18 protein-coding genes, 16 tRNA genes and 3 rRNA genes are annotated in these 20,856 nt (G+C 43.0%); 29 read left to right on the plus strand and 8 right to left on the minus strand.

Translation table 11 applies throughout. The features are described 5' to 3' along the window. The first annotated feature begins 116 nt into the window (after positions 1-116). Together bcp and perR are read left to right on the plus strand one after the other, a co-directional pair. On the plus strand, positions 117-584 hold the full coding sequence (gene bcp, locus NSU11_RS04410) for a thioredoxin-dependent thiol peroxidase (protein WP_024425791.1): 468 nt from the start codon (positions 117-119) through the stop codon (positions 582-584). Positions 585-741: 157 nt separating this feature from the next. After that, positions 742-1,179: a peroxide-responsive transcriptional repressor PerR gene (gene perR, locus NSU11_RS04415; protein ID WP_012009347.1), complete on the plus strand. Its 438-nt coding sequence runs from the start codon at positions 742-744 to the stop codon at positions 1,177-1,179. A gap of 36 nt (positions 1,180-1,215) precedes the next feature. Here the strand turns inward: perR and NSU11_RS04420 are convergent, their stop codons facing one another. Beyond that, positions 1,216-1,563, minus strand: coding sequence for a YgzB family protein (locus NSU11_RS04420; protein ID WP_024425201.1), 348 nt, complete (start codon positions 1,561-1,563; stop codon positions 1,216-1,218). Positions 1,564-1,752: 189 nt separating this feature from the next. Between NSU11_RS04420 and NSU11_RS04425 the strand changes: the two genes are divergently transcribed. The 23 genes from NSU11_RS04425 (at position 1,753) to NSU11_RS04535 (ending at position 12,129) form a co-directional block, all read left to right on the plus strand. After that, complete coding sequence (locus tag NSU11_RS04425; protein ID WP_024425790.1) at positions 1,753-2,631, plus strand: nucleotidyltransferase-like protein; 879 nt, start codon at positions 1,753-1,755, stop codon at positions 2,629-2,631. Between the two features lie 316 nt (positions 2,632-2,947). Further along, positions 2,948-4,496, plus strand: a 16S ribosomal RNA gene (locus tag NSU11_RS04430). A 182-nt stretch (positions 4,497-4,678) separates the two neighbouring features. Next, positions 4,679-7,609: ribosomal RNA gene (locus NSU11_RS04435) — 23S ribosomal RNA — on the plus strand. Positions 7,610-7,718: 109 nt separating this feature from the next. Continuing rightward, positions 7,719-7,834, plus strand: a 5S ribosomal RNA gene (rrf, locus tag NSU11_RS04440). The 16S, 23S and 5S rRNA genes sit together here with 16 tRNA genes alongside, the layout of an rRNA operon. A gap of 9 nt (positions 7,835-7,843) precedes the next feature. Next, positions 7,844-7,918, plus strand: a tRNA-Asn gene (locus NSU11_RS04445). Between the two features lie 4 nt (positions 7,919-7,922). After that, positions 7,923-8,013 (plus strand) — tRNA-Ser (locus NSU11_RS04450). A gap of 17 nt (positions 8,014-8,030) precedes the next feature. Then, positions 8,031-8,105: transfer RNA gene (locus NSU11_RS04455), tRNA-Glu, on the plus strand. Positions 8,106-8,138: 33 nt separating this feature from the next. Beyond that, a tRNA-Val gene (locus NSU11_RS04460) sits at positions 8,139-8,214 on the plus strand. A 15-nt stretch (positions 8,215-8,229) separates the two neighbouring features. Then, positions 8,230-8,306: transfer RNA gene (locus NSU11_RS04465), tRNA-Met, on the plus strand. Between the two features lie 4 nt (positions 8,307-8,310). After that, a tRNA-Asp gene (locus NSU11_RS04470) sits at positions 8,311-8,387 on the plus strand. Positions 8,388-8,405: 18 nt separating this feature from the next. Continuing rightward, a tRNA-Phe gene (locus NSU11_RS04475) sits at positions 8,406-8,481 on the plus strand. Positions 8,482-8,487: 6 nt separating this feature from the next. Continuing rightward, positions 8,488-8,560: transfer RNA gene (locus NSU11_RS04480), tRNA-Thr, on the plus strand. Positions 8,561-8,575: 15 nt separating this feature from the next. Then, a tRNA-Tyr gene (locus tag NSU11_RS04485) sits at positions 8,576-8,660 on the plus strand. A 14-nt stretch (positions 8,661-8,674) separates the two neighbouring features. Further along, positions 8,675-8,748, plus strand: a tRNA-Trp gene (locus tag NSU11_RS04490). 29 nt (positions 8,749-8,777) lie between these two features. After that, positions 8,778-8,853 (plus strand) — tRNA-His (locus NSU11_RS04495). Positions 8,854-8,862: 9 nt separating this feature from the next. Then, positions 8,863-8,934: transfer RNA gene (locus NSU11_RS04500), tRNA-Gln, on the plus strand. 7 nt (positions 8,935-8,941) lie between these two features. Continuing rightward, a tRNA-Gly gene (locus NSU11_RS04505) sits at positions 8,942-9,016 on the plus strand. Between the two features lie 5 nt (positions 9,017-9,021). Further along, positions 9,022-9,092, plus strand: a tRNA-Cys gene (locus tag NSU11_RS04510). Between the two features lie 14 nt (positions 9,093-9,106). Continuing rightward, a tRNA-Leu gene (locus tag NSU11_RS04515) sits at positions 9,107-9,195 on the plus strand. A gap of 37 nt (positions 9,196-9,232) precedes the next feature. Continuing rightward, positions 9,233-9,314: transfer RNA gene (locus NSU11_RS04520), tRNA-Leu, on the plus strand. 453 nt (positions 9,315-9,767) lie between these two features. After that, a complete protein-coding gene (locus NSU11_RS04525) occupies positions 9,768-10,193 on the plus strand; it encodes a hypothetical protein (RefSeq protein WP_149125838.1) in 426 nt (141 codons plus the stop codon). Between the two features lie 418 nt (positions 10,194-10,611). Beyond that, positions 10,612-11,406, plus strand: coding sequence for a phosphotransferase (locus NSU11_RS04530; protein WP_149125837.1), 795 nt, complete (start codon positions 10,612-10,614; stop codon positions 11,404-11,406). An 18-nt stretch (positions 11,407-11,424) separates the two neighbouring features. Further along, complete coding sequence (locus NSU11_RS04535) at positions 11,425-12,129, plus strand: hypothetical protein (protein WP_149126692.1); 705 nt, start codon at positions 11,425-11,427, stop codon at positions 12,127-12,129. A 30-nt stretch (positions 12,130-12,159) separates the two neighbouring features. Here the strand turns inward: NSU11_RS04535 and NSU11_RS04540 are convergent, their stop codons facing one another. The 6 genes from NSU11_RS04540 to NSU11_RS04565 form a co-directional block, all read right to left on the minus strand. Next, a complete protein-coding gene (locus NSU11_RS04540) occupies positions 12,160-12,705 on the minus strand; it encodes a histidine phosphatase family protein (protein ID WP_149125836.1) in 546 nt (181 codons plus the stop codon). A 62-nt stretch (positions 12,706-12,767) separates the two neighbouring features. Continuing rightward, positions 12,768-12,965: a hypothetical protein gene (locus NSU11_RS04545; protein WP_025093286.1), complete on the minus strand. Its 198-nt coding sequence runs from the start codon at positions 12,963-12,965 to the stop codon at positions 12,768-12,770. Between the two features lie 141 nt (positions 12,966-13,106). Further along, entirely contained in the window at positions 13,107-13,376 is a 270-nt protein-coding gene (locus NSU11_RS04550) for a hypothetical protein (RefSeq protein WP_149125835.1), read from the minus strand. A gap of 65 nt (positions 13,377-13,441) precedes the next feature. Continuing rightward, entirely contained in the window at positions 13,442-13,696 is a 255-nt protein-coding gene (locus NSU11_RS04555; protein WP_342493900.1) for a DUF1963 domain-containing protein, read from the minus strand. Positions 13,697-13,736: 40 nt separating this feature from the next. Continuing rightward, complete coding sequence (locus NSU11_RS04560; RefSeq protein WP_342493819.1) at positions 13,737-14,132, minus strand: hypothetical protein; 396 nt, start codon at positions 14,130-14,132, stop codon at positions 13,737-13,739. A gap of 18 nt (positions 14,133-14,150) precedes the next feature. Beyond that, positions 14,151-14,954 carry a DUF2262 domain-containing protein gene (locus NSU11_RS04565; RefSeq protein ID WP_025093289.1) on the minus strand — a complete coding sequence of 268 codons (804 nt, stop codon included), beginning with the start codon at positions 14,952-14,954 and terminating at the stop codon, positions 14,151-14,153. A gap of 541 nt (positions 14,955-15,495) precedes the next feature. On the opposite strand from NSU11_RS04565, the gene NSU11_RS04570 reads away from it, so the two are divergent. Both NSU11_RS04570 and lepB read left to right on the plus strand, forming a co-directional pair. Then, positions 15,496-17,439 (plus strand): LTA synthase family protein, encoded by a 1,944-nt coding sequence (locus tag NSU11_RS04570; protein ID WP_024427404.1) that lies wholly within the window; start codon positions 15,496-15,498, stop codon positions 17,437-17,439. A gap of 155 nt (positions 17,440-17,594) precedes the next feature. After that, a complete protein-coding gene (gene lepB, locus NSU11_RS04575; protein ID WP_024425343.1) occupies positions 17,595-18,161 on the plus strand; it encodes a signal peptidase I in 567 nt (188 codons plus the stop codon). Positions 18,162-18,202: 41 nt separating this feature from the next. On the opposite strand, the gene NSU11_RS04580 is transcribed toward lepB, so the two are convergent. Next, on the minus strand, positions 18,203-19,498 hold the full coding sequence (locus tag NSU11_RS04580; RefSeq protein ID WP_034624044.1) for a homocysteine synthase: 1,296 nt from the start codon (positions 19,496-19,498) through the stop codon (positions 18,203-18,205). A 265-nt stretch (positions 19,499-19,763) separates the two neighbouring features. Here NSU11_RS04580 and NSU11_RS04585 point away from each other — a divergent pair, with 265 nt between their 5' ends. Together NSU11_RS04585 and NSU11_RS04590 are read left to right on the plus strand one after the other, a co-directional pair. Beyond that, complete coding sequence (locus tag NSU11_RS04585; RefSeq protein ID WP_029706872.1) at positions 19,764-19,919, plus strand: FbpB family small basic protein; 156 nt, start codon at positions 19,764-19,766, stop codon at positions 19,917-19,919. Between the two features lie 163 nt (positions 19,920-20,082). Beyond that, positions 20,083-20,850 (plus strand): ABC transporter ATP-binding protein, encoded by a 768-nt coding sequence (locus NSU11_RS04590; RefSeq protein WP_034624043.1) that lies wholly within the window; start codon positions 20,083-20,085, stop codon positions 20,848-20,850. Positions 20,851-20,856: the final 6 nt, after the last annotated feature.

The following is a 20,856-nucleotide window of genomic DNA, read 5'->3' on the forward strand; positions in this document are numbered from 1 at the left end:
TCTCAACGTATCACGTCGTCTAACATTATTTTAACATGCCGATGCAAGCGTCCTTAGTTGAATATCCTCTCAAAATTGGATAGGCTAATTAAAAAATAGGTTGGAGGGATTGTGTCATGACAATCGAAGTAGGGCAGCAAGTACCTGACATTGAATTAACCGGTGACAACGGGGAGAAAGTAAAGCTTTCTGATTTTAAAGGAAAACATATTGTCCTTTATTTCTATCCAAAAGATATGACACCAGGCTGTACAACAGAAGCATGTGATTTCCGCGACCGCCATCAAAGCTTTGCAGAATTAGATGCTGTCATTATCGGCGTAAGCCCAGACAGTCAGGACAAGCACCAAAAATTTAAAGAAAAACATGATTTGCCGTTTCTGCTTCTTGTAGACGATGAACAGAAATTGTCTGAAGCCTTTGGGGTATGGAAGCTGAAAAAGAACTTTGGCAAAGAATATATGGGAATCGAGCGTTCAACGTTTCTTATTAATAAAGAAGGCACGCTTGTGAAAGAATGGCGAAAAGTAAAGGTGAAAGACCACGTAGAGGAAGCACTTGAGGAATTGAAAGCTCACGCTTAATATCCTCACAGGATGAGATCGGCAGTCATGCCGGTCTTTTTTGTAAAGAAGAATAGGTAAAAAAGAGGATTGTAATTGACAAAGTTTCGGCTCTGGGGGTACACTATTTATAAAGATTATAATATAAGAATATTTTTGAAGAGAGGTGCATGATGAAATGGCTGCTCACGAACTAAAAGACGCTTTAGATGCTCTAAAAGAAACCGGTGTTCGAATTACTCCGCAGCGCCATGCCATCTTGGAGTTTCTCGTAAATTCTATGACTCACCCAACCGCGGACGATATATATAAAGCACTTGAAGGAAAATTTCCAAACATGAGTGTCGCAACGGTTTACAACAATTTACGAGTCTTCCGGGAATCTGGATTAGTAAAGGAATTAACGTATGGTGATTCCTCAAGCCGATTTGATTTTGCGACATCTGACCACTACCATGCGATTTGTGAAAACTGCGGAAAAATCGTAGATTTTCACTATCCTGGCCTTGATGAAGTTGAACAGCTTGCATCCCATGTGACGGGCTTTAAAGTCAGTCATCATCGCTTGGAGATCTATGGAACTTGTCAAGAATGTGCGAAAAAAGAAAATCATTAATGAAAAAAGCTGACCGTTTAAATGGTCAGCTTATTTTTATGACTTTTTTCGATTGTAGGATTCATCAAACTCTTTACCTTCTAATGCTGGATCAAGTGTAAGCGGCTCTCTGCAATGCATGCACATGTCCACACGCCCAAGCACTTTTGTTTCCTTCTCACAGCCTGGACAAACGACACGTACAGCCTTCGTAGAAAGCATACCAATCCAAAAGTAAACGGCTGTACTTAATCCAATCGATAAGACGCCAAGCAGCATAAAGAAAGTCGACAGCCAGATCGATTCCTTGAAGAACACACCGATATACATGATCAGAAAGCCAACAAAAACCAAACTAAGTGCAAATGTTCTGATTTTATTAATCTTACTGGAGTATTTCGCCATCCCTAGTCCCCCTTATCTCCAATATAGCACATTTTACCTTTCCGTTTGAATTAGTTATAGAGTTTTGTGAATAAATTGCTTATAATGATTCAATGATCTTTTTTCATGTATTGAAGGAATTTTGATTCTATGAGGAGAAATACATAGCATTAGAGAAGAACTTTACACCCGAGTATTGGAGGAATCACTATGGAAAATCTTCTCCGTCCTATTTATCAAGAGAGAGCAAGCCATCCAGACACATTAGCTGTGATTATAGTAGAAAGAAGACATAAAGTATCTTCTGAGACGGATAACTTTGATGCAGCACTTTTAGTCATCGTAAAAGAAGCGGAAGAGCCGTTATTTATCAAGCACTATGAATCCGATCACCAAACAGCTTCTTTAAACGTTGTCACAGATGATCAACTGAAGGAATGGATTACCCTCGGTACTAACCGCCGAATCATCGATTGGATTTTGAATGGAAAAGTCCTGTTTGATCGAAATGAATATATCTTCAACTTAATTGATGAACTAAGTACATTCCCGTTTTCAAACCGCAAGCTCAAAATCGGTTTAGAATATGGCAAGCTCATTCGCAGATATATAGAAGGAAAAGCATTTTTTGAGTCAAATCAATTCCTTGATGCATATAATTCCATTGTGCATGCCCTGCATCACTTAGCACGTATTGAAGTAATTGATAAAGGCTTCCACCCAGAAGTGACCGTTTGGAACCAAGTGCGTCACATGGAGCCGGAAGTATACAAACTTTATTCAGAACTGATTGAAAGCCATGAAAGTCTGCATAAACGTTTGGAACTTTTATTTTTAGCAAATGATTTTTTGATCCATTCAAAAGCAGAAATTGGTGCCGCTCATTTGCGTCATGTCATGGAACAGAAGGATATATGGCTTTTTGGTGAGCTTCTTGCACATCCTGATCTTAAGTATTTCACGCCTGACCTTAGCGTCATGATTGATTTCTTTGTGGAAAAAGGAATTGTTCAAGTGGAGCCGATTGAGACAAAGGGACAAAAAATCTATCATCGAGGATATTTTGTGAAAAAAGATATTGACGCATGAATATTATGATGGTATATTATTAAACGTCGCTAACGAGCAACTGAGTTGCTTTGAAAGAAAAGCTGACAAAAAGAAATTCTAAAAAACGCTTGACGCACACGGTGCTCAAATGTTATATTAAGAAAGTCGCCTCTGAGCGATAACGAAGATGATCTTTGAAAACTAAACAAGACAAAACGTACCTGTTAATTCGAGTTTTTATAAAAAAATCCTATGAAACTTCATAGGTAGTCAGTCAAGCTGGCGAGGCAGGAAGTGATCACATGCTAAGTTCGCTACATCGTGTAGCAGCGCATGTGTGATATGCATCCTGCATACCTCGGAGAGTTTGATCCTGGCTCAGGACGAACGCTGGCGGCGTGCCTAATACATGCAAGTCGAGCGGACAGAAGGGAGCTTGCTCCCGGATGTTAGCGGCGGACGGGTGAGTAACACGTGGGTAACCTGCCTGTAAGACTGGGATAACTCCGGGAAACCGGAGCTAATACCGGATAGTTCCTTGAACCGCATGGTTCAAGGATGAAAGACGGTTTCGGCTGTCACTTACAGATGGACCCGCGGCGCATTAGCTAGTTGGTGGGGTAATGGCTCACCAAGGCGACGATGCGTAGCCGACCTGAGAGGGTGATCGGCCACACTGGGACTGAGACACGGCCCAGACTCCTACGGGAGGCAGCAGTAGGGAATCTTCCGCAATGGACGAAAGTCTGACGGAGCAACGCCGCGTGAGTGATGAAGGTTTTCGGATCGTAAAGCTCTGTTGTTAGGGAAGAACAAGTGCGAGAGTAACTGCTCGCACCTTGACGGTACCTAACCAGAAAGCCACGGCTAACTACGTGCCAGCAGCCGCGGTAATACGTAGGTGGCAAGCGTTGTCCGGAATTATTGGGCGTAAAGGGCTCGCAGGCGGTTTCTTAAGTCTGATGTGAAAGCCCCCGGCTCAACCGGGGAGGGTCATTGGAAACTGGGAAACTTGAGTGCAGAAGAGGAGAGTGGAATTCCACGTGTAGCGGTGAAATGCGTAGAGATGTGGAGGAACACCAGTGGCGAAGGCGACTCTCTGGTCTGTAACTGACGCTGAGGAGCGAAAGCGTGGGGAGCGAACAGGATTAGATACCCTGGTAGTCCACGCCGTAAACGATGAGTGCTAAGTGTTAGGGGGTTTCCGCCCCTTAGTGCTGCAGCTAACGCATTAAGCACTCCGCCTGGGGAGTACGGTCGCAAGACTGAAACTCAAAGGAATTGACGGGGGCCCGCACAAGCGGTGGAGCATGTGGTTTAATTCGAAGCAACGCGAAGAACCTTACCAGGTCTTGACATCCTCTGACAACCCTAGAGATAGGGCTTTCCCTTCGGGGACAGAGTGACAGGTGGTGCATGGTTGTCGTCAGCTCGTGTCGTGAGATGTTGGGTTAAGTCCCGCAACGAGCGCAACCCTTGATCTTAGTTGCCAGCATTCAGTTGGGCACTCTAAGGTGACTGCCGGTGACAAACCGGAGGAAGGTGGGGATGACGTCAAATCATCATGCCCCTTATGACCTGGGCTACACACGTGCTACAATGGACAGAACAAAGGGCTGCAAGACCGCAAGGTTTAGCCAATCCCATAAATCTGTTCTCAGTTCGGATCGCAGTCTGCAACTCGACTGCGTGAAGCTGGAATCGCTAGTAATCGCGGATCAGCATGCCGCGGTGAATACGTTCCCGGGCCTTGTACACACCGCCCGTCACACCACGAGAGTTTGCAACACCCGAAGTCGGTGAGGTAACCTTTATGGAGCCAGCCGCCGAAGGTGGGGCAGATGATTGGGGTGAAGTCGTAACAAGGTAGCCGTATCGGAAGGTGCGGCTGGATCACCTCCTTTCTAAGGATATATGGAGCAGCGTACGTTTTCGTTTTGTTTAGTTTTGAAGGATCATTCCTTCAAAACATGTCTCTAGCGAGACAGGATTGTTCTTTGAAAACTAGATAACAATAAGTAATACATTCACATTGAATGCAATGCAAAGTTCATCACACATAGTGATTCTTTCTAAAGTAAGAAATGGTTAAGTTAGAAAGGGCGCACGGTGGATGCCTTGGCACTAGGAGCCGATGAAGGACGGGACGAACACCGATATGCTTCGGGGAGCTGTAAGCAAGCTTTGATCCGGAGATTTCCGAATGGGGAAACCCACTGCTCGTAATGGAGTAGTATCCATACTTGAATACATAGAGTATGAGAAGGCATACCCGGGGAACTGAAACATCTAAGTACCCGGAGGAAGAGAAAGCAAATGCGATTCCCTGAGTAGCGGCGAGCGAAACGGGAACAGCCCAAACCAAGAGGCTTGCCTCTTGGGGTTGTAGGACACTCTATACGGAGTTACAAAGGAATGATATAAGCGAAGAGGTCTGGAAAGGCCCGCCAAAGAAGGTAACAGCCCTGTAACTGAAATGTTATTCTCTCCAGAGTGGATCCTGAGTACGGCGGAACACGTGAAATTCCGTCGGAATCCGGGAGGACCATCTCCCAAGGCTAAATACTCCCTAGTGACCGATAGTGAACCAGTACCGTGAGGGAAAGGTGAAAAGCACCCCGGAAGGGGAGTGAAATAGATCCTGAAACCGTGTGCCTACAAGTAGTCAGAGCCCGTTAACGGGTGATGGCGTGCCTTTTGTAGAATGAACCGGCGAGTTACGATCCCGTGCAAGGTTAAGCAGAAGATGCGGAGCCGCAGCGAAAGCGAGTCTGAATAGGGCGCATGAGTACGTGGTCGTAGACCCGAAACCAGGTGATCTACCCATGTCCAGGGTGAAGTTCAGGTAACACTGAATGGAGGCCCGAACCCACGCACGTTGAAAAGTGCGGGGATGAGGTGTGGGTAGGGGTGAAATGCCAATCGAACCTGGAGATAGCTGGTTCTCTCCGAAATAGCTTTAGGGCTAGCCTCAAGGTAAGAGTCTCGGAGGTAGAGCACTGATTGGACTAGGGGCCCCTACCGGGTTACCGAATTCAGTCAAACTCCGAATGCCGATGACTTATCCTTGGGAGTCAGACTGCGAGTGATAAGATCCGTAGTCGAAAGGGAAACAGCCCAGACCGCCAGCTAAGGTCCCAAAGTATACGTTAAGTGGAAAAGGATGTGGAGTTGCTTAGACAACCAGGATGTTGGCTTAGAAGCAGCCACCATTTAAAGAGTGCGTAATAGCTCACTGGTCGAGTGACTCTGCGCCGAAAATGTACCGGGGCTAAACGTATCACCGAAGCTGCGGACTGTTCTTACGAACAGTGGTAGGAGAGCGTTCTAAGGGCTGTGAAGCCAGACCGGAAGGACTGGTGGAGCGCTTAGAAGTGAGAATGCCGGTATGAGTAGCGAAAGACGGGTGAGAATCCCGTCCACCGAATGCCTAAGGTTTCCTGAGGAAGGCTCGTCCGCTCAGGGTTAGTCGGGACCTAAGCCGAGGCCGAAAGGCGTAGGCGATGGACAACAGGTTGATATTCCTGTACCACCTCCTCACCATTTGAGCAATGGGGGGACGCAGGAGGATAGGGTAAGCGCGGTATTGGATATCCGCGTCCAAGCAGTTAGGCTGGGAAATAGGCAAATCCGTTTCCCGTGAAGGCTGAGCTGTGATGGCGAGCGAAATTTAGTAGCGAAGTTCCTGATTCCACACTGCCAAGAAAAGCCTCTAGCGAGGTGAGAGGTGCCCGTACCGCAAACCGACACAGGTAGGCGAGGAGAGAATCCTAAGGTGATCGAGAGAACTCTCGTTAAGGAACTCGGCAAAATGACCCCGTAACTTCGGGAGAAGGGGTGCTTCTTAGGGTGTTAAAGCCCCGAGAAGCCGCAGTGAATAGGCCCAGGCGACTGTTTAGCAAAAACACAGGTCTCTGCGAAGCCGTAAGGCGAAGTATAGGGGCTGACGCCTGCCCGGTGCTGGAAGGTTAAGAGGAGCGCTTAGCGTAAGCGAAGGTGCGAATTGAAGCCCCAGTAAACGGCGGCCGTAACTATAACGGTCCTAAGGTAGCGAAATTCCTTGTCGGGTAAGTTCCGACCCGCACGAAAGGCGCAACGATCTGGGCACTGTCTCAACGAGAGACTCGGTGAAATTATAGTACCTGTGAAGATGCAGGTTACCCGCGACAGGACGGAAAGACCCCGTGGAGCTTTACTGCAGCCTGATATTGAATGTTGGTACAGCTTGTACAGGATAGGTAGGAGCCTTGGAAACCGGAGCGCTAGCTTCGGTGGAGGCATCGGTGGGATACTACCCTGGCTGTATTGACCTTCTAACCCGCTGCCCTTATCGGGCAGGGAGACAGTGTCAGGTGGGCAGTTTGACTGGGGCGGTCGCCTCCTAAAATGTAACGGAGGCGCCCAAAGGTTCCCTCAGAATGGTTGGAAATCATTCGCAGAGTGTAAAGGCACAAGGGAGCTTGACTGCGAGACCTACAAGTCGAGCAGGGACGAAAGTCGGGCTTAGTGATCCGGTGGTTCCGCATGGAAGGGCCATCGCTCAACGGATAAAAGCTACCCCGGGGATAACAGGCTTATCTCCCCCAAGAGTCCACATCGACGGGGAGGTTTGGCACCTCGATGTCGGCTCATCGCATCCTGGGGCTGTAGTCGGTCCCAAGGGTTGGGCTGTTCGCCCATTAAAGCGGTACGCGAGCTGGGTTCAGAACGTCGTGAGACAGTTCGGTCCCTATCCGTCGCGGGCGCAGGAAATTTGAGAGGAGCTGTCCTTAGTACGAGAGGACCGGGATGGACGCACCGCTGGTGTACCAGTTGTTCTGCCAAGGGCATCGCTGGGTAGCTATGTGCGGACGGGATAAGTGCTGAAAGCATCTAAGCATGAAGCCCCCCTCAAGATGAGATTTCCCATTCCGCAAGGAAGTAAGATCCCTGAAAGATGATCAGGTTGATAGGTCTGAGGTGGAAGCGTGGTGACACGTGGAGCTGACAGATACTAATAGATCGAGGACTTAACCTATATTCTAATGTGAAGCATGAACATTGTTATCTAGTTTTGAGAGAATATTTTTAAAATATCTCTTGATTTATTTTCAATACATAGTATAATATCTTTTGTCACTAAATTGTCTGGTGATGATGGCGAAGAGGTCACACCCGTTCCCATACCGAACACGGAAGTTAAGCTCTTCAGCGCCGATGGTAGTTGGGGGGTTCCCCCTGTGAGAGTAGGACATCGCCAGGCTTTCTTCATTCCGCAGTAGCTCAGTGGTAGAGCTATCGGCTGTTAACCGATCGGTCGTAGGTTCGAATCCTACCTGCGGAGCCAATTTGGAGAGCTGTCCGAGTGGCCGAAGGAGCACGATTGGAAATCGTGTAGGCGGTAACCCCGTCTCAAGGGTTCGAATCCCTTGCTCTCCGCCACAATTTACATAATAAAGGGCCCGTTGGTCAAGCGGTTAAGACACCGCCCTTTCACGGCGGTAACACGGGTTCGAATCCCGTACGGGTCACCATTTTTATAGAATATACACCAGCATTTTTTATTCGGAGGATTAGCTCAGCTGGGAGAGCATCTGCCTTACAAGCAGAGGGTCGGCGGTTCGAGCCCGTCATCCTCCACCATATCTTTTATATCGTCGCGGGGTGGAGCAGTTCGGTAGCTCGTCGGGCTCATAACCCGAAGGTCGCAGGTTCAAATCCTGCCCCCGCAACCAAAATGGTCCGGTAGTTCAGTTGGTTAGAATGCCTGCCTGTCACGCAGGAGGTCGCGGGTTCGAGTCCCGTCCGGACCGCCATTTTTCAAAAGAATACTTGGCTCGGTAGCTCAGTTGGTAGAGCAACGGACTGAAAATCCGTGTGTCGGCGGTTCGATTCCGTCCCGAGCCACCACTATTTGCCGGTGTAGCTCAATTGGTAGAGCAACTGACTTGTAATCAGTAGGTTGGGGGTTCAAGTCCTCTTGCCGGCACTGTTTTTCAAAAGTGGAGGGGTAGCGAAGTGGCTAAACGCGGCGGACTGTAAATCCGCTCCCTCCGGGTTCGGCGGTTCGAATCCGCCCCCCTCCACCATTTTTTGTTTTCATAGGGGCATAGTTTAACGGTAGAACAGAGGTCTCCAAAACCTCCGGTGTGGGTTCGATTCCTACTGCCCCTGCCAATTATACTTTATAATTCATTACATCTATGGCGGTTGTGGCGAAGTGGTTAACGCACCAGATTGTGGCTCTGGCACTCGTGGGTTCGATTCCCATCAATCGCCCCATTTTATTATTGGGCTATAGCCAAGCGGTAAGGCAACGGACTTTGACTCCGTCATGCGTTGGTTCGAATCCAGCTAGCCCAGTTGATGTGCGGAAGTAGTTCAGTGGTAGAACACCACCTTGCCAAGGTGGGGGTCGCGGGTTCGAATCCCGTCTTCCGCTCCAATAATGGCGGCATAGCCAAGTGGTAAGGCAGAGGTCTGCAAAACCTTTATCCCCGGTTCAAATCCGGGTGTCGCCTTTTTTGAAAAGACTGCCGGGGTGGTGGAATTGGCAGACACACAGGACTTAAAATCCTGCGGTAGGTGACTACCGTGCCGGTTCAAGTCCGGCCCTCGGCACCATTGTTTTTAAATATAAGTTGCGCTCTTTAATGATCATGCCGGTGTGGCGGAATTGGCAGACGCGCACGACTCAAAATCGTGTTCCTCACGGAGTGCCGGTTCGACCCCGGCCACCGGTATCTAGTTTTAGATATTCTTTATTATCGTCAATCACAGAAGAATTAAAGAATATCAACGTTTAAAACGTCTTTCTACAAATTGTAGGAGGGCGTTTTTTATTTGTTTTTTAGCTGATTTTTCACACGATAAAATTACTTCAAATCGTTTCACTGCTGAAAGGGGACCTAGCTAAATGGCAAGACGTAAAAATATTTTAGACCAAGGTGAATTGGCAATTTTAGAAAAGGAAACTAAGTCTTATGTTGAATCATTTCGGGATGCTATTGAATTATTTGTTTAGGACTGTGAGTAATAAATTTTTAAGGCGTTTCTTAATTCTCTAACAGCAATATGACAGAGGAACATATTAAGGAGATTACTTTTACTTTATTGATGGTTACCTTATGATTAAACTAAAGAGGCAGGATAATTGAAGAAGGATTGGATATAAATTGTACATAAGAGGTGTTGTAATGATTACGGTTAAAAATGCTGAAAGTTATCTTAAAGATAGCATTGGTGAAGATACCGATGATATAAAAAAGGTTTGGGAAACATTTAAGGCTTTTTCAAAGGAGACAGTTGAGGGCGAAGAAGATAAAGAAATTTTATTTCAGTGTGGTGTCTATGATTTTACAGGAGAGGAAGTATTTCATTTTGACTTTGTACGTCAGTTTACAGTTTATGAAGAAGATGATTATTCTCACATGGAACAACTACACTGTGAATTTTTATTTAAACCAACAAGCGAGTTAAAAAAGTTAAAGGTGGTAGAAGAATGGTCAATGGATTATGACGATATCGATCATTTTTTTTATCATATTGAAAGTATTCATGAGTTTAAAATACCTTTGAGTTTAAAGCCGATAAAATCAGAAATATATCGGGAAGAGCTTTAATTCTTCATTCATTAACGGGTGCTTTACTATAAGAGGGTATACCTTGCCTTTTTGGAATAATTTATCATCTGGTTCGACCCCGGCCACCGGTATCTGTTAAAAGTTTCATGATTGGTTTTTCCATGAACCTAACGTTTCACCCTCGTGGTAAAACGTTTTTTTGTGGTTTAAATGAGTTATTTAGATAAAAAATAGGAACCTATTAGAACATAATGAGTATGTACTTCTTTTAGCAGAATAATCTTTAGATGATTTGCAACATTTGATAAGATACATTTAACCATGTAAGGAAACAAAATGGAGCAGCACATTCACATAAAACTGTTGTACTACCTTTGAGTAACTAAATGAATATTTGTGGGTACATACACATCTTTAACTGACATCAACATGGTGACCCAGTTTGAGGGGAGAATTTATGAAAAAACAAAATGCTCATGAAGAGTTATTGACAGGTGGAAATGTCTCGAACGTATATCGTTCGGGAGATACGGTTCGTCGAGAAGTAAAGTCAGACAATATCAATATACGAAAGCTGCTAAAGCATTTAGAAAAAAAGAATTTCTCCTATGCTCCAAAGTTTTTAGGGGTTGATGAACAAGGTAGAGAGATATTGTCCTTCATTGAAGGCGTAGCCGGTCATGAGCCTTTAAAAGAATATATGTGCTCTCACCATGCCTTAAAAGAAATAGCGAGAATGCTTAGACTGTATCATGATGCTGTTCATGATTTTCCCATTTCAGACGATTGGGAACGAATGGACAATACGCCTGTCGAAATAGAGGTTGTGTGTCATAATGATTTTGCAATGTACAACATCATTTTCAATAATGAAAAACCAGTAGGTATCATTGATTTTGATGTAGCTGCTCCTGGTCCAAGACTTTGGGATATCGCATATACTCTGTATACATGTGTACCTATCAGTAGGTTTTTTCGCACCAAAACAGGAGACATCGTGAACTATCATTCATCAGACCATGCAGACCAGATAAAGCATAGAGTGAAACTGTTTTTTGAAGCTTATGGTGAGGAAATAGCAGAAGATTATTTGGATATGGTGCTGCTGCGTTTAGAAGGATTATGTCAGTATATGAAACGAAAAGCGAGTGAGGGGGATATCGCTTTTCAAAACATGATTCAAGAAGGACATCTTGAACATTATCAAAAAGACATTCAATTTATTCATGAACATGGAAAAGAATGGATGTAAAGAGGCGGCGTTGTGATTATGCAAACGAAGACGATATTACAGGCTATCATTCAAGACGAGGGAGTAAATGATTATCCTCTTTTTAGACAGTACTGTGTGAGAAAAGAACAGGGCCTGCGTAAAGATGCGCTAAACGTTCTTCAGGCCTTTATTGAAGAGATGAAAGAGAACGATTTTGAAGTACAGCGGGAATTTGCTGCTCGGCTGTTTGAGTGGATTGAACGGTTTGAGGATGGTCATCATCTGCTTGTGTATCCGCTGGTGAATGGGGTGCTCCAGCCTGTTCTTCAAGAGTGGGAGAATGTTGATCCATTAGATGTGAGACCGCACCGCTGGCAAGGTATGTTTGTACATCAAGGAGAAGGGCTGCCCTATTTATTGAAGGCACTAGAGCTTGGAGGCAGAAGTGAGCAGCGTGTGATTGTTCAAATTTGCGAAACCTATTTATCGGCCTTGTGGTATTCGTTTCATCATATACATGAAGATCTTTATTTAAGCACCTATGAGAAGGATCAAGAGAGAATTCAAGGGATTGAACGTGTTATGATGCTGATTCAAGATCAAAGAACTCGTACGAATGTTCAAAAACAAGCTGTCTATTATGACCAGCTTTTAACGGACTGGATGACGTTTCAGCAGACGGAGACAAGGGGCTTTATGAAATGGTGTGCGGAGCGTAAGAAACCGTATGAGTGGGTAGAGTCCTTTTATTATCAGCAATAGATGAGAAAACGGCAGAGTTCATTCTGCCGTTTATTTATGCCATATTCGTTCTATTTCTACATGATTTGGTTTGAAATATCTCAGGGTATAGACATCTGGATTGCTTAGTTTCTTCCACTCTTCGAATCCAATCGTTGAATCGGCGTGTTTAAGAAGCAGGCTCATGATATTGCCATGTGTGACGAATAGGGTATGATCTTTTTCTAATTTAATTTGTTCGTGGAGTGCTTCTACAATACGATTCATGGCTTCTTGGCTCGATTCTCCGCCTTCACAGGTCATATGTAAGTCTGTAAAACTGAGCTTTAGTTTCTCATACCAATCGTCTATTGGTTTGCTGCTTAATACACGTTCAGAGAGGCGCTGATCGATTTTTATCTCGAGCTGTTTTGCATGAGCAAGGGGTTCAGTAGTTTGGATCGCTCGTTTATAAGGACTTGAGATAATTTGATTGAGATGAATGCTGGAAAAAAACTGTGCCAGTTCATGAGATTGAGTGATGCCTTGTGGCGTTAAAGCTGCATCTTTAGATTGTCCATCTGCTTGGCAGTGTCTGACGATATAAAATGTTTTCATTGAATACACCTTTCATTGAGTATAAAAAAATCATCCAGTATTGGATGAGGATTTACGAAGGTCTAGGTAAGCTTGTTCGTATCTGTTTCTTTATAGGGATCTGTGAGCTTGGAGGTCAGGTCTAGATTGAACAAAAAATCATCGACGGTGTCTGTGCCAAAGGGAAGTGTGGAGAAGTCGATTGGGATGCTGTCTTCTTGCTTTTCTGAAGTGATTTGCTGTGCAGGCTGCTTTTTTCTCCAGTTCTTAAACAAGCGCATGTGAGGCCTCCTTTTCTTTGAAAAAGATGGATTTATACATAATATACGGGGAGAGTTGTCCAGGCGTCAAATGTTTTCTTCAAAAGGAACGATTCAATTGATAAACAAGAGCCACAGGAAAGTGCGGCTCTTGTTGTCAGTTTACATTGCATGCTGTAATGCTTGTAGTAATTTACTTTCGCATCTTAAGTTGTAGCGCTTCTTATGGAGTTTCTCCGTTTTAAACCTGCCTATGACACGTCGAACATCGGGATCATAAATGATGAGCTCCCTGCAAGTTTGATCATGTAATAGTGCTTGAAACCAGCTATATTTTTTGAGATGTGCTGCGTTCCTCGAGATATCCTCTTCATCCACTTGTAGAAAAGGGATATACACAGCAAGTGAAAAGATGTCTAAAATGAATCCCATTTTGCTTCCTCCTTTCATTGTTATTCATTACGCTTAGGAGAAGGCAAGGTTTCATTCAATAAACGTTAAAAACAATCCCAGTGCATAAACCATTCTTTTGATTCTTTGTCATAATAGAAATACATCGTGCCGTTATCACCAATCATGAAACGAGGTTTTTCTTCTGAGGCGATTTGCAGCATGAATTCGCCTTGTTGTTGATGGGGCGGGGATTGAATATACGCCCCATACCCACCGATTTTTGTGAACGAATAATTTGTGTATTGATTAAAGAAGTGGTTTGTGGCTTCTTCACTTTCGTTTACTTCTGATAAATCGATGTATGACCATGCTTCTTCCCAGCAAGGGAAGTCCCTTTGCTCACTTTCCGTTCCATTGGATTTGAAAGGCTTTGAGCCCTCTCACTTCTTCAGGAGTTTCAGCTACTTCTAAACCTTCGATTGATGCATATTCAATGAGCTTCCAGCCTTCACCGTTTTTGGTGATATCAATCGGAAGTGTTTTCTGATTAAGAAAAATTTGAATCAGTTTACATTCATTGAAGCCGTTCATTCCTCCTGGCACTTCTGGTAAATAAATTTGTAAAATCGGAATCATGGCCCCATCTTGATCTGTCGGCCAGCCTTGGTTAGGATCGATGAAAAAATGGCTGGCAAACCAGCTGTGTATAGCTGGATCAGGACGGAAGCCGCCAATTTTGGCGATGGCTGGCGTTTTCCCGATTAGATTTAATTCTTGAAAAGCTTTGATTTCCATGGGTTATTCCTCCAGCCTTTAGCCTGCAATGTGTGCATCATGAAATGTGCCATTTATATTTCCTGTGACAATAATGACATGACCCCAAAATAAATCACCGTCATGATAGTAGACTTCAAACTCTCCCTCAGGGTAAACATGCAGGCTTTCAAGTGAAATGCGGCTTATAAATTGATTCAGTGTGAGTTCTTCTTGCTTTTCAGCTGATTCGTCTTGTTCCTGCCAATCCTTTGCTAGATCTATCAGCTGATTCGCGGCAAATGATTTAATAGAAGAATCCCATTTGGCTTGCTCTTGCATAAGTTGGTTTGCTGTTCGAAGAGAGTCATTTATTTTTTCATCTTCTTCGAGGTTGAAGTAGAGAAGGCACTCTTCATTGCTCCATTGGATCGTTTTTTCAAATAAGTCTAGTCCTTTTACTAACTCAAAGGTTCCAAGTATGTCATCATGATAATACACAGGCTTTTGGGCTTCTTCTAAAATTTCTTGAAGCGCTTGATCCTTTGTGTCTGTATCGATCAAAGATACAAGCATGAATTCACCTTCGCCTTTTCGAACCTGAAGTGTAACGATTGATTCTTTATGTAATTGTGCCTGTTTTTCCCTTAATCCCTCGTCATCTGTTAACCAGCAAAGTCTTACATTTTCGGTTATGATATGACCGTTTTCTTTCCAAGCAATCAGTGGAATAGAAGCGGTCCAAAGAGGTGCCTGGCCTGCTTTTCCTGCCCCTACGCCAGAAGGTCCTGTAACAGCAATGATAGTGACTACATCTTCTGAAAATCTTTCTTCAAAAGTGTTGATTTGTTTGTTAATCTTCATGTGATGTCCTCCAGCCTGATTTTTTTGTCATGAACATATAAGTGTTGTGATCAAGTTCTACCTCTTTATCACACCGCACATCAGTAGGGGAAATCAAGCTTTTTTTGTTTAAAACTGTTTTTTTAGGGAGGTACATGGATTAATGGAGGTTGAGTCACAATAAAAGAAGCAAGGATCGAATTTTGTATAAATTTGGGTAAATGAGTCGAAAAGCCTAGGTTATTCTTCCTTTTCTTTATAATTACTTTGACACGAATAGATGAAAAAAGTAAAGTAATACTGAGTGATTTACAAAACCTTATTCATCCACTAAAACATGAAGTGTGCGTAAATTTAATGTAAATGGATATTTTTCCTTTTATTTACTCGTATTTTTTTTGAAACTTATGATGCTTCTCATTCGTTATATTAAAGGAGCGCATGTATCCGGCGGAGACAGAGCATCGGCATGCTTGGCGAAGAAGATTTACATTTGCAAAATGAATGTAAATTTTTTATGATTTCATTTATATCAGAACGATGATAAGAAAGAAGAGGTTTTATGAAAAAAATATTTGCAAACAAATATAGCTTTTTTGTTTTGGCTGTCCTTTTATTCTGGGCTAAATCGTACACAGCCTACAAAATGGACTTTAATTTAGGAGTAAAAGGTTCTTTTCAAGAGGGGCTTCTCTTATTGAATCCATTTAGTTCAGCCATCGTGTTTTTTGGACTTGCTCTCTTTTTGAAGGGGCGTAAATCTGCCATTGTTTTAATTGTTATTGATTTTATTATGACCGCACTTTTATATGCAAATGTAGCGTATTACCGTTTCTTTGATGACTTTTTGACTTTCTCAACAATGAAGCAGGCAGGAAATCTTGGGGGAGGCATGACTGGCGGTGTGCTAGCAAGCATTAAGCCGCATGACCTTTTATACTTCCTTGATATTATCATTTTGATTGCGATTGTCATTTGGAGACCAGAAGTGAAGAAGTTCCAAATGAAAAAGACGTTTGCACTGCTGATTGTAGCTGCAGGTATTGGACTGTTCTTTGTAAACCTTCATTTGGCTGAAAAGGATCGTCCAGAATTATTAACGAGAACCTTTGATCATAAGTATGTTGTCAAATACTTAGGTGTTTATAACTATACGATTTATGATGGGGTACAAGCAGCACAAAACGCAACACAGGTAGCAAATGCAAGCAGTGAAGATTTAACGGATGTTGTGAACTATACGTCCTCTCACTATGCGAAGCCAAATGCAGAGTATTTTGGTAAAGCAAAAGGCAAAAACATTATTAAAATTCATTTAGAAAGCTTCCAGTCTTTCTTAATTGACTACAAATTAAATGGAGAAGAAGTGACTCCATTCTTAAACAAACTGGCTCATGGGAAAGACGACTTTACGTATTTTGATAACTTCTTCCATCAGACAGGTCAAGGGAAGACATCAGATGCTGAGCTGATGATGGATAATAGTATGTTTGGCCTGCCAGAGGGAGCAGCATTTGTGACAAAGGGTGAAAATACCTTTCAATCACTACCTGCCATCCTAGATCAAAAAGCAGGCTATACGAGTGCAGTACTTCATGGGGACTATAAATCTTTCTGGAACCGTGACACGATTTATAAACATATGGGAATTGATCAATTCTTTGACGCTTCCTATTACAACATGGATGAAGAAAACCTTGTGAATATGGGTCTGAAGGATAAACCGTTCTTCAAAGAATCAATTCCAATGCTAGAATCAATGAAAAAGCCATTTTATGCACATTTAATGACACTGACAAATCACTATCCATTTAATTTAGATGAAAAAGATGCGACAATCGCTAAGGCAACAACTGGCGATAAAACAGTCGATAACTATTTCCAAACAGCAAGATATTTAGATGAGTCATTAGAGCAATTCTTCAAAGACTTGAAAAAATCAGGTATGTATAAAGACTCAGTCATTTTATTATATGGTGACCATAACGGTATTTCTGAGAACCATAACCGTGCAATGAGTGAAATTCAAGGGAAAGAAATCACTCCTTATCAAAATGCACAAAACCAGCGTGTTCCGCTCATGATTCGTATTCCTGGTAAGAAGGGCGGCGTGAACCATACGTATGGTGGTGAAGTCGACGTTATGCCAACACTTCTTCACTTACAAGGTATCGATTCAAATGAATTCGTGAATTTTGGAACAGACTTATTCTCTAAAAAGCATGATGAGACTGTTGCCTTCCGTAATGGAAACTATGTGACACCGAAATACACACTTGTCGATAATACCGTTTATGATACGAAAACGGGTAAAGTGGTGAAACAAAATAAAAAGACAGAGGCGATTAAAGCCCGTGTTGATAATCAGTTAAGTCTTTCAGATAAAGTGCTCTATAGGGATCTTCTTCGATTCCATAAGTTATCTGATTTCAAACCAGTGAATCCATCGGATTATTTCTATGGTAAAGCAAACAAAGAAAAAGAAGCGGATTCTTCTGCTAACTAACTGAGTTTTGGGCAAGCACAGAAAGGTGCTTGCCTTTTTCTCTCTCTTCGCTTGATTTGTTGGCAAAATATGTTTATATTTAGGGAGAAACAAGCGTGACGCCGGCTGGCAGCTGGTGACACACATTTCGTCCTTGGGGAATTCAGGAGGAGCTTATGACAACAAATACAAAAACACAAAAAAAGAAATCAGAATTATGGGGCTGGATCAAAGCCATCTTAATCGCATTTATTGCTGTTTTTATCATTCGGAACTTTTTATTCGCGCCATACATTGTCAAAGGATCTTCCATGTATCCGACATTGCATGATACAGAGCGGGTGTTTGTGAATAAAACGGTTGATTATTTCGGTGATTATAAACGAGGACAGATCATTGTTCTTGATGGGGAAGACCGCAGCACTCATTATGTCAAACGATTGATTGGTTTACCTGGTGATAAAATTGAAATGAAAAATGATCAGCTATATGTTAATGGAAAAAAAGTGGCGGAGCCTTACTTAGCGTCAAACAAAAAGAAAGCAGCTGCAGATGGCACCTTGCTGACACCTGATTTTGGCCCTCTGACTGTTCCAAAAGGAAAGTACTTTGTCATGGGCGACAATCGCCAAAATTCAATGGACAGCCGCAACGGCTTAGGTCTTTTTACAAAGCGTGATATTCAAGGAACTACCTCATTTGTATTTTATCCTTTCCAAGACATTCGATTACTCAATCATTAATAAACAATAAAAAAGCACACAGCCGTGTGCTTTTTTCTATGTCATTCAGACTGACTTTTTGTAATCGCCTGTTCAAGATCTGCAAGAATATCTTCAATCGCTTCTGTTCCAACAGATAAACGAATGAGCTCTGGTGTGACACCTGTCGCTTTTTGTTCTGCTTCGCTTAATTGCTGATGCGTTGTGCTGGCAGGGTGAATGATGAGGGATTTAGAATCGCCCACGTTTGCGAGATGGGAGAAAAGCTGCACAGAATCAATGAGCCTTTTACCTGCTTCGCGTCCACCTTTAATACCGAATGTGAGGATTGCACCTTGTCCTTTTGGTAAATAGGTTTGAGCAAGCTCATAGGATTCGTGACTTTCAAGACCCGGATAGCTTACCCAATCGACAAGAGGGTGATCCTGTAAGAATTGTGCTGTTTTCAAGGCATTTTCACTATGCCGCTCAAGACGAAGATGTAATGTTTCTAAACCCTGCAGAAGTAAAAATGAGTTGAATGGCGACAGAGCTGCCCCTAAATCACGTAATAGCTGTACTCGTGCTTTTGTGATATAAGCTGCTTCTCCAATCGCTTCTGTATATGTCAGACCGTGATAGCTTGGATCTGGTTCAGTCAGTCCTTTGAACTTATCGCTGTCAGCCCAAGGGAATCGGCCGCTATCAACGATGACGCCGCCAATTGATGTACCGTGACCGCCAATAAATTTGGTTGCTGAGTGGACGACAATGTCTGCACCAAACTCGATAGGTCTTAATAAATAAGGGCTGGCGAGCGTATTATCCACAATAAGCGGGATATGATGCTTGTGTGCAATGGCTGAGATGGCTTCAATATGTAAAATGTCGCCTTTTGGATTTCCAATGCTCTCTGCATACACTGCCTTTGTTTTGTCTGTGATCGCCGCTTCGAGTTCTTCAAGGTTGGATGAATCGACGAATTTTACTGTAATTCCAAGTTTTTTGAGTGTATGGGCAAATAAATTGTAGGTGCCGCCATAAAGACTGCTTGAGGAAACGATTTCATCTCCGGCTCCTGCAATGTTTAAAATAGAATAAGTCGTCGCTGCTTGTCCAGAAGAAACAGCAAGTGCACCAATTCCACCTTCAAGCTCAGCGATACGCTTTTCAAATACGTCATTTGTAGGGTTCATAATACGTGAATAAATATTTCCCGGTTCCTGAAGACCAAATAAATTCGCTGCATGCTCACTGTCTCTAAAACCAAAGGAGCTCGTTTGGTAAATAGGCACGGCTCTTGAATAGGTCGCTGAATCAAGCTCCTGACCTGCGTGAATGGCTTTTGTTTCTAAACGAAATGGACGTTCCTCTGACATGTGTGTATCCTCCTTTTGTTAGATAAAACCAACTGTTTTGATAAGAAATATTTAATAAGACTATAAATCTTGTTCCCTGCTCGGTCAATCATTTTTTAGATAAATCTGAAAAAACAATAAATATAGTTGACAGGTAGGAATAGTGTGTATTAACATGAGCATACTGAAAACACGAACAAGAATGGCTGATCGGTCAACCGAAGGCTCTATCACTCAAGCATGAGTGAAGAGCCTTTTTTTATTTGAAAAAGAAAGGATGATGAAAATGGAAAAAAAGAAAAAACGAAAAAAATACAGAAAACACATGGATCTCACACTAGACATATTGATTGAGCGGAACAAATATGAGATTTACAGCAGCAAGGAACGAATAGAAGCGATTTACGATCGGATCGATGAAAAACATACAAGGACAAAATAACCATTTTATAAATTTGAGTTGATTTATGGGATTAATATGATTTAGGATGGTGCTAACAAATCAATATGATTAGCTGATCGGACAACGCGAAGGCTCTTATCTCTTTTTTGGGATAAGGGCCTTTCTGTGTATTTATCTGATCGCAAGAGGAGTGAAGGCTTCAATGACGATTTCAATTGATATTGTGGATAAAACCTTTTGGAAAAACAAACAGTCCATTCGGGTACTTGAAAACTTAAGATTGAGCATCATTCCTGGTGAATTTATAACAGTAATAGGTCCGAGCGGATGCGGGAAAAGTACGTTGCTAAAAATCATAGGCGGGCTCGACACAGTGTATGATGGGCAAATTTTGATAGGAGATAGACAGGTCACAGAACCAGGAATGAAACAGGGCTTTATCTTTCAGGAACACCGCCTGTTTCCATGGCTGACAGTCGAAGAAAATATAGCGGCCAATTTCAATTTAAAACAACAGGATGTACGCCGCAAAGTGGATGAACTGATTGAAATTGTTCGTTTAAAAGGATTTGCACACGCTTATCCACATGAGCTCTCCGGAGGAATGTCGCAACGGGTTGCCATTGCGAGAGCACTCCTTCGTGATCCGGAGATCTTATTGCTGGATGAACCATTTGGTGCGCTGGATGCATTCACACGAAAGCACTTGCAGGATGTGCTGCTGGACATTTGGCAGGAGAAAAAAACAACAATGATTCTCGTTACTCATGATATTGATGAATCGATTTATTTAGGAAATGAAATTGTGCTAATGCAAGCGAGACCTGGCCGAATCCATAAAATTCTTCCTGTGAACCTGCCTTTTCCGCGTGATAGAACGTCAACCGCTTTTCAAAGCTTAAGACAAAAGGTGCTTTCAGAATTTGAGAAAACAGATGAATTGTTACTAACTGATGGATCAGGGATTTAGGGAGGG

The sequence above is a fragment of the Bacillus sp. FSL R5-0712 genome, assembly GCF_038593285.1.
Classification (GTDB): domain Bacteria; phylum Bacillota; class Bacilli; order Bacillales; family Bacillaceae; genus Bacillus; species Bacillus safensis.

What these genes read in the sequence shown, in the direction of transcription:
- bcp (WP_024425791.1), top strand. Translation starts at nt 117, where the DNA reads ATGACAATCGAAGTAGGGCAGCAAGTACCTGACATTGAATTAACCGGT.
- perR (WP_012009347.1), top strand. Translation starts at nt 742, where the DNA reads ATGGCTGCTCACGAACTAAAAGACGCTTTAGATGCTCTAAAAGAAACC.
- NSU11_RS04420 (WP_024425201.1), bottom strand. Translation starts at nt 1,563, where the DNA reads ATGGCGAAATACTCCAGTAAGATTAATAAAATCAGAACATTTGCACTT.
- NSU11_RS04425 (WP_024425790.1), top strand. Translation starts at nt 1,753, where the DNA reads ATGGAAAATCTTCTCCGTCCTATTTATCAAGAGAGAGCAAGCCATCCA.
- NSU11_RS04525 (WP_149125838.1), top strand. Translation starts at nt 9,768, where the DNA reads ATGATTACGGTTAAAAATGCTGAAAGTTATCTTAAAGATAGCATTGGT.
- NSU11_RS04530 (WP_149125837.1), top strand. Translation starts at nt 10,612, where the DNA reads ATGAAAAAACAAAATGCTCATGAAGAGTTATTGACAGGTGGAAATGTC.
- NSU11_RS04535 (WP_149126692.1), top strand. Translation starts at nt 11,425, where the DNA reads ATGCAAACGAAGACGATATTACAGGCTATCATTCAAGACGAGGGAGTA.
- NSU11_RS04540 (WP_149125836.1), bottom strand. Translation starts at nt 12,705, where the DNA reads ATGAAAACATTTTATATCGTCAGACACTGCCAAGCAGATGGACAATCT.
- NSU11_RS04545 (WP_025093286.1), bottom strand. Translation starts at nt 12,965, where the DNA reads ATGCGCTTGTTTAAGAACTGGAGAAAAAAGCAGCCTGCACAGCAAATC.
- NSU11_RS04550 (WP_149125835.1), bottom strand. Translation starts at nt 13,376, where the DNA reads ATGGGATTCATTTTAGACATCTTTTCACTTGCTGTGTATATCCCTTTT.
- NSU11_RS04560 (WP_342493819.1), bottom strand. Translation starts at nt 14,132, where the DNA reads ATGGAAATCAAAGCTTTTCAAGAATTAAATCTAATCGGGAAAACGCCA.
- NSU11_RS04565 (WP_025093289.1), bottom strand. Translation starts at nt 14,954, where the DNA reads ATGAAGATTAACAAACAAATCAACACTTTTGAAGAAAGATTTTCAGAA.
- NSU11_RS04570 (WP_024427404.1), top strand. Translation starts at nt 15,496, where the DNA reads ATGAAAAAAATATTTGCAAACAAATATAGCTTTTTTGTTTTGGCTGTC.
- lepB (WP_024425343.1), top strand. Translation starts at nt 17,595, where the DNA reads ATGACAACAAATACAAAAACACAAAAAAAGAAATCAGAATTATGGGGC.
- NSU11_RS04580 (WP_034624044.1), bottom strand. Translation starts at nt 19,498, where the DNA reads ATGTCAGAGGAACGTCCATTTCGTTTAGAAACAAAAGCCATTCACGCA.
- NSU11_RS04585 (WP_029706872.1), top strand. Translation starts at nt 19,764, where the DNA reads ATGGAAAAAAAGAAAAAACGAAAAAAATACAGAAAACACATGGATCTC.
- NSU11_RS04590 (WP_034624043.1), top strand. Translation starts at nt 20,083, where the DNA reads ATGACGATTTCAATTGATATTGTGGATAAAACCTTTTGGAAAAACAAA.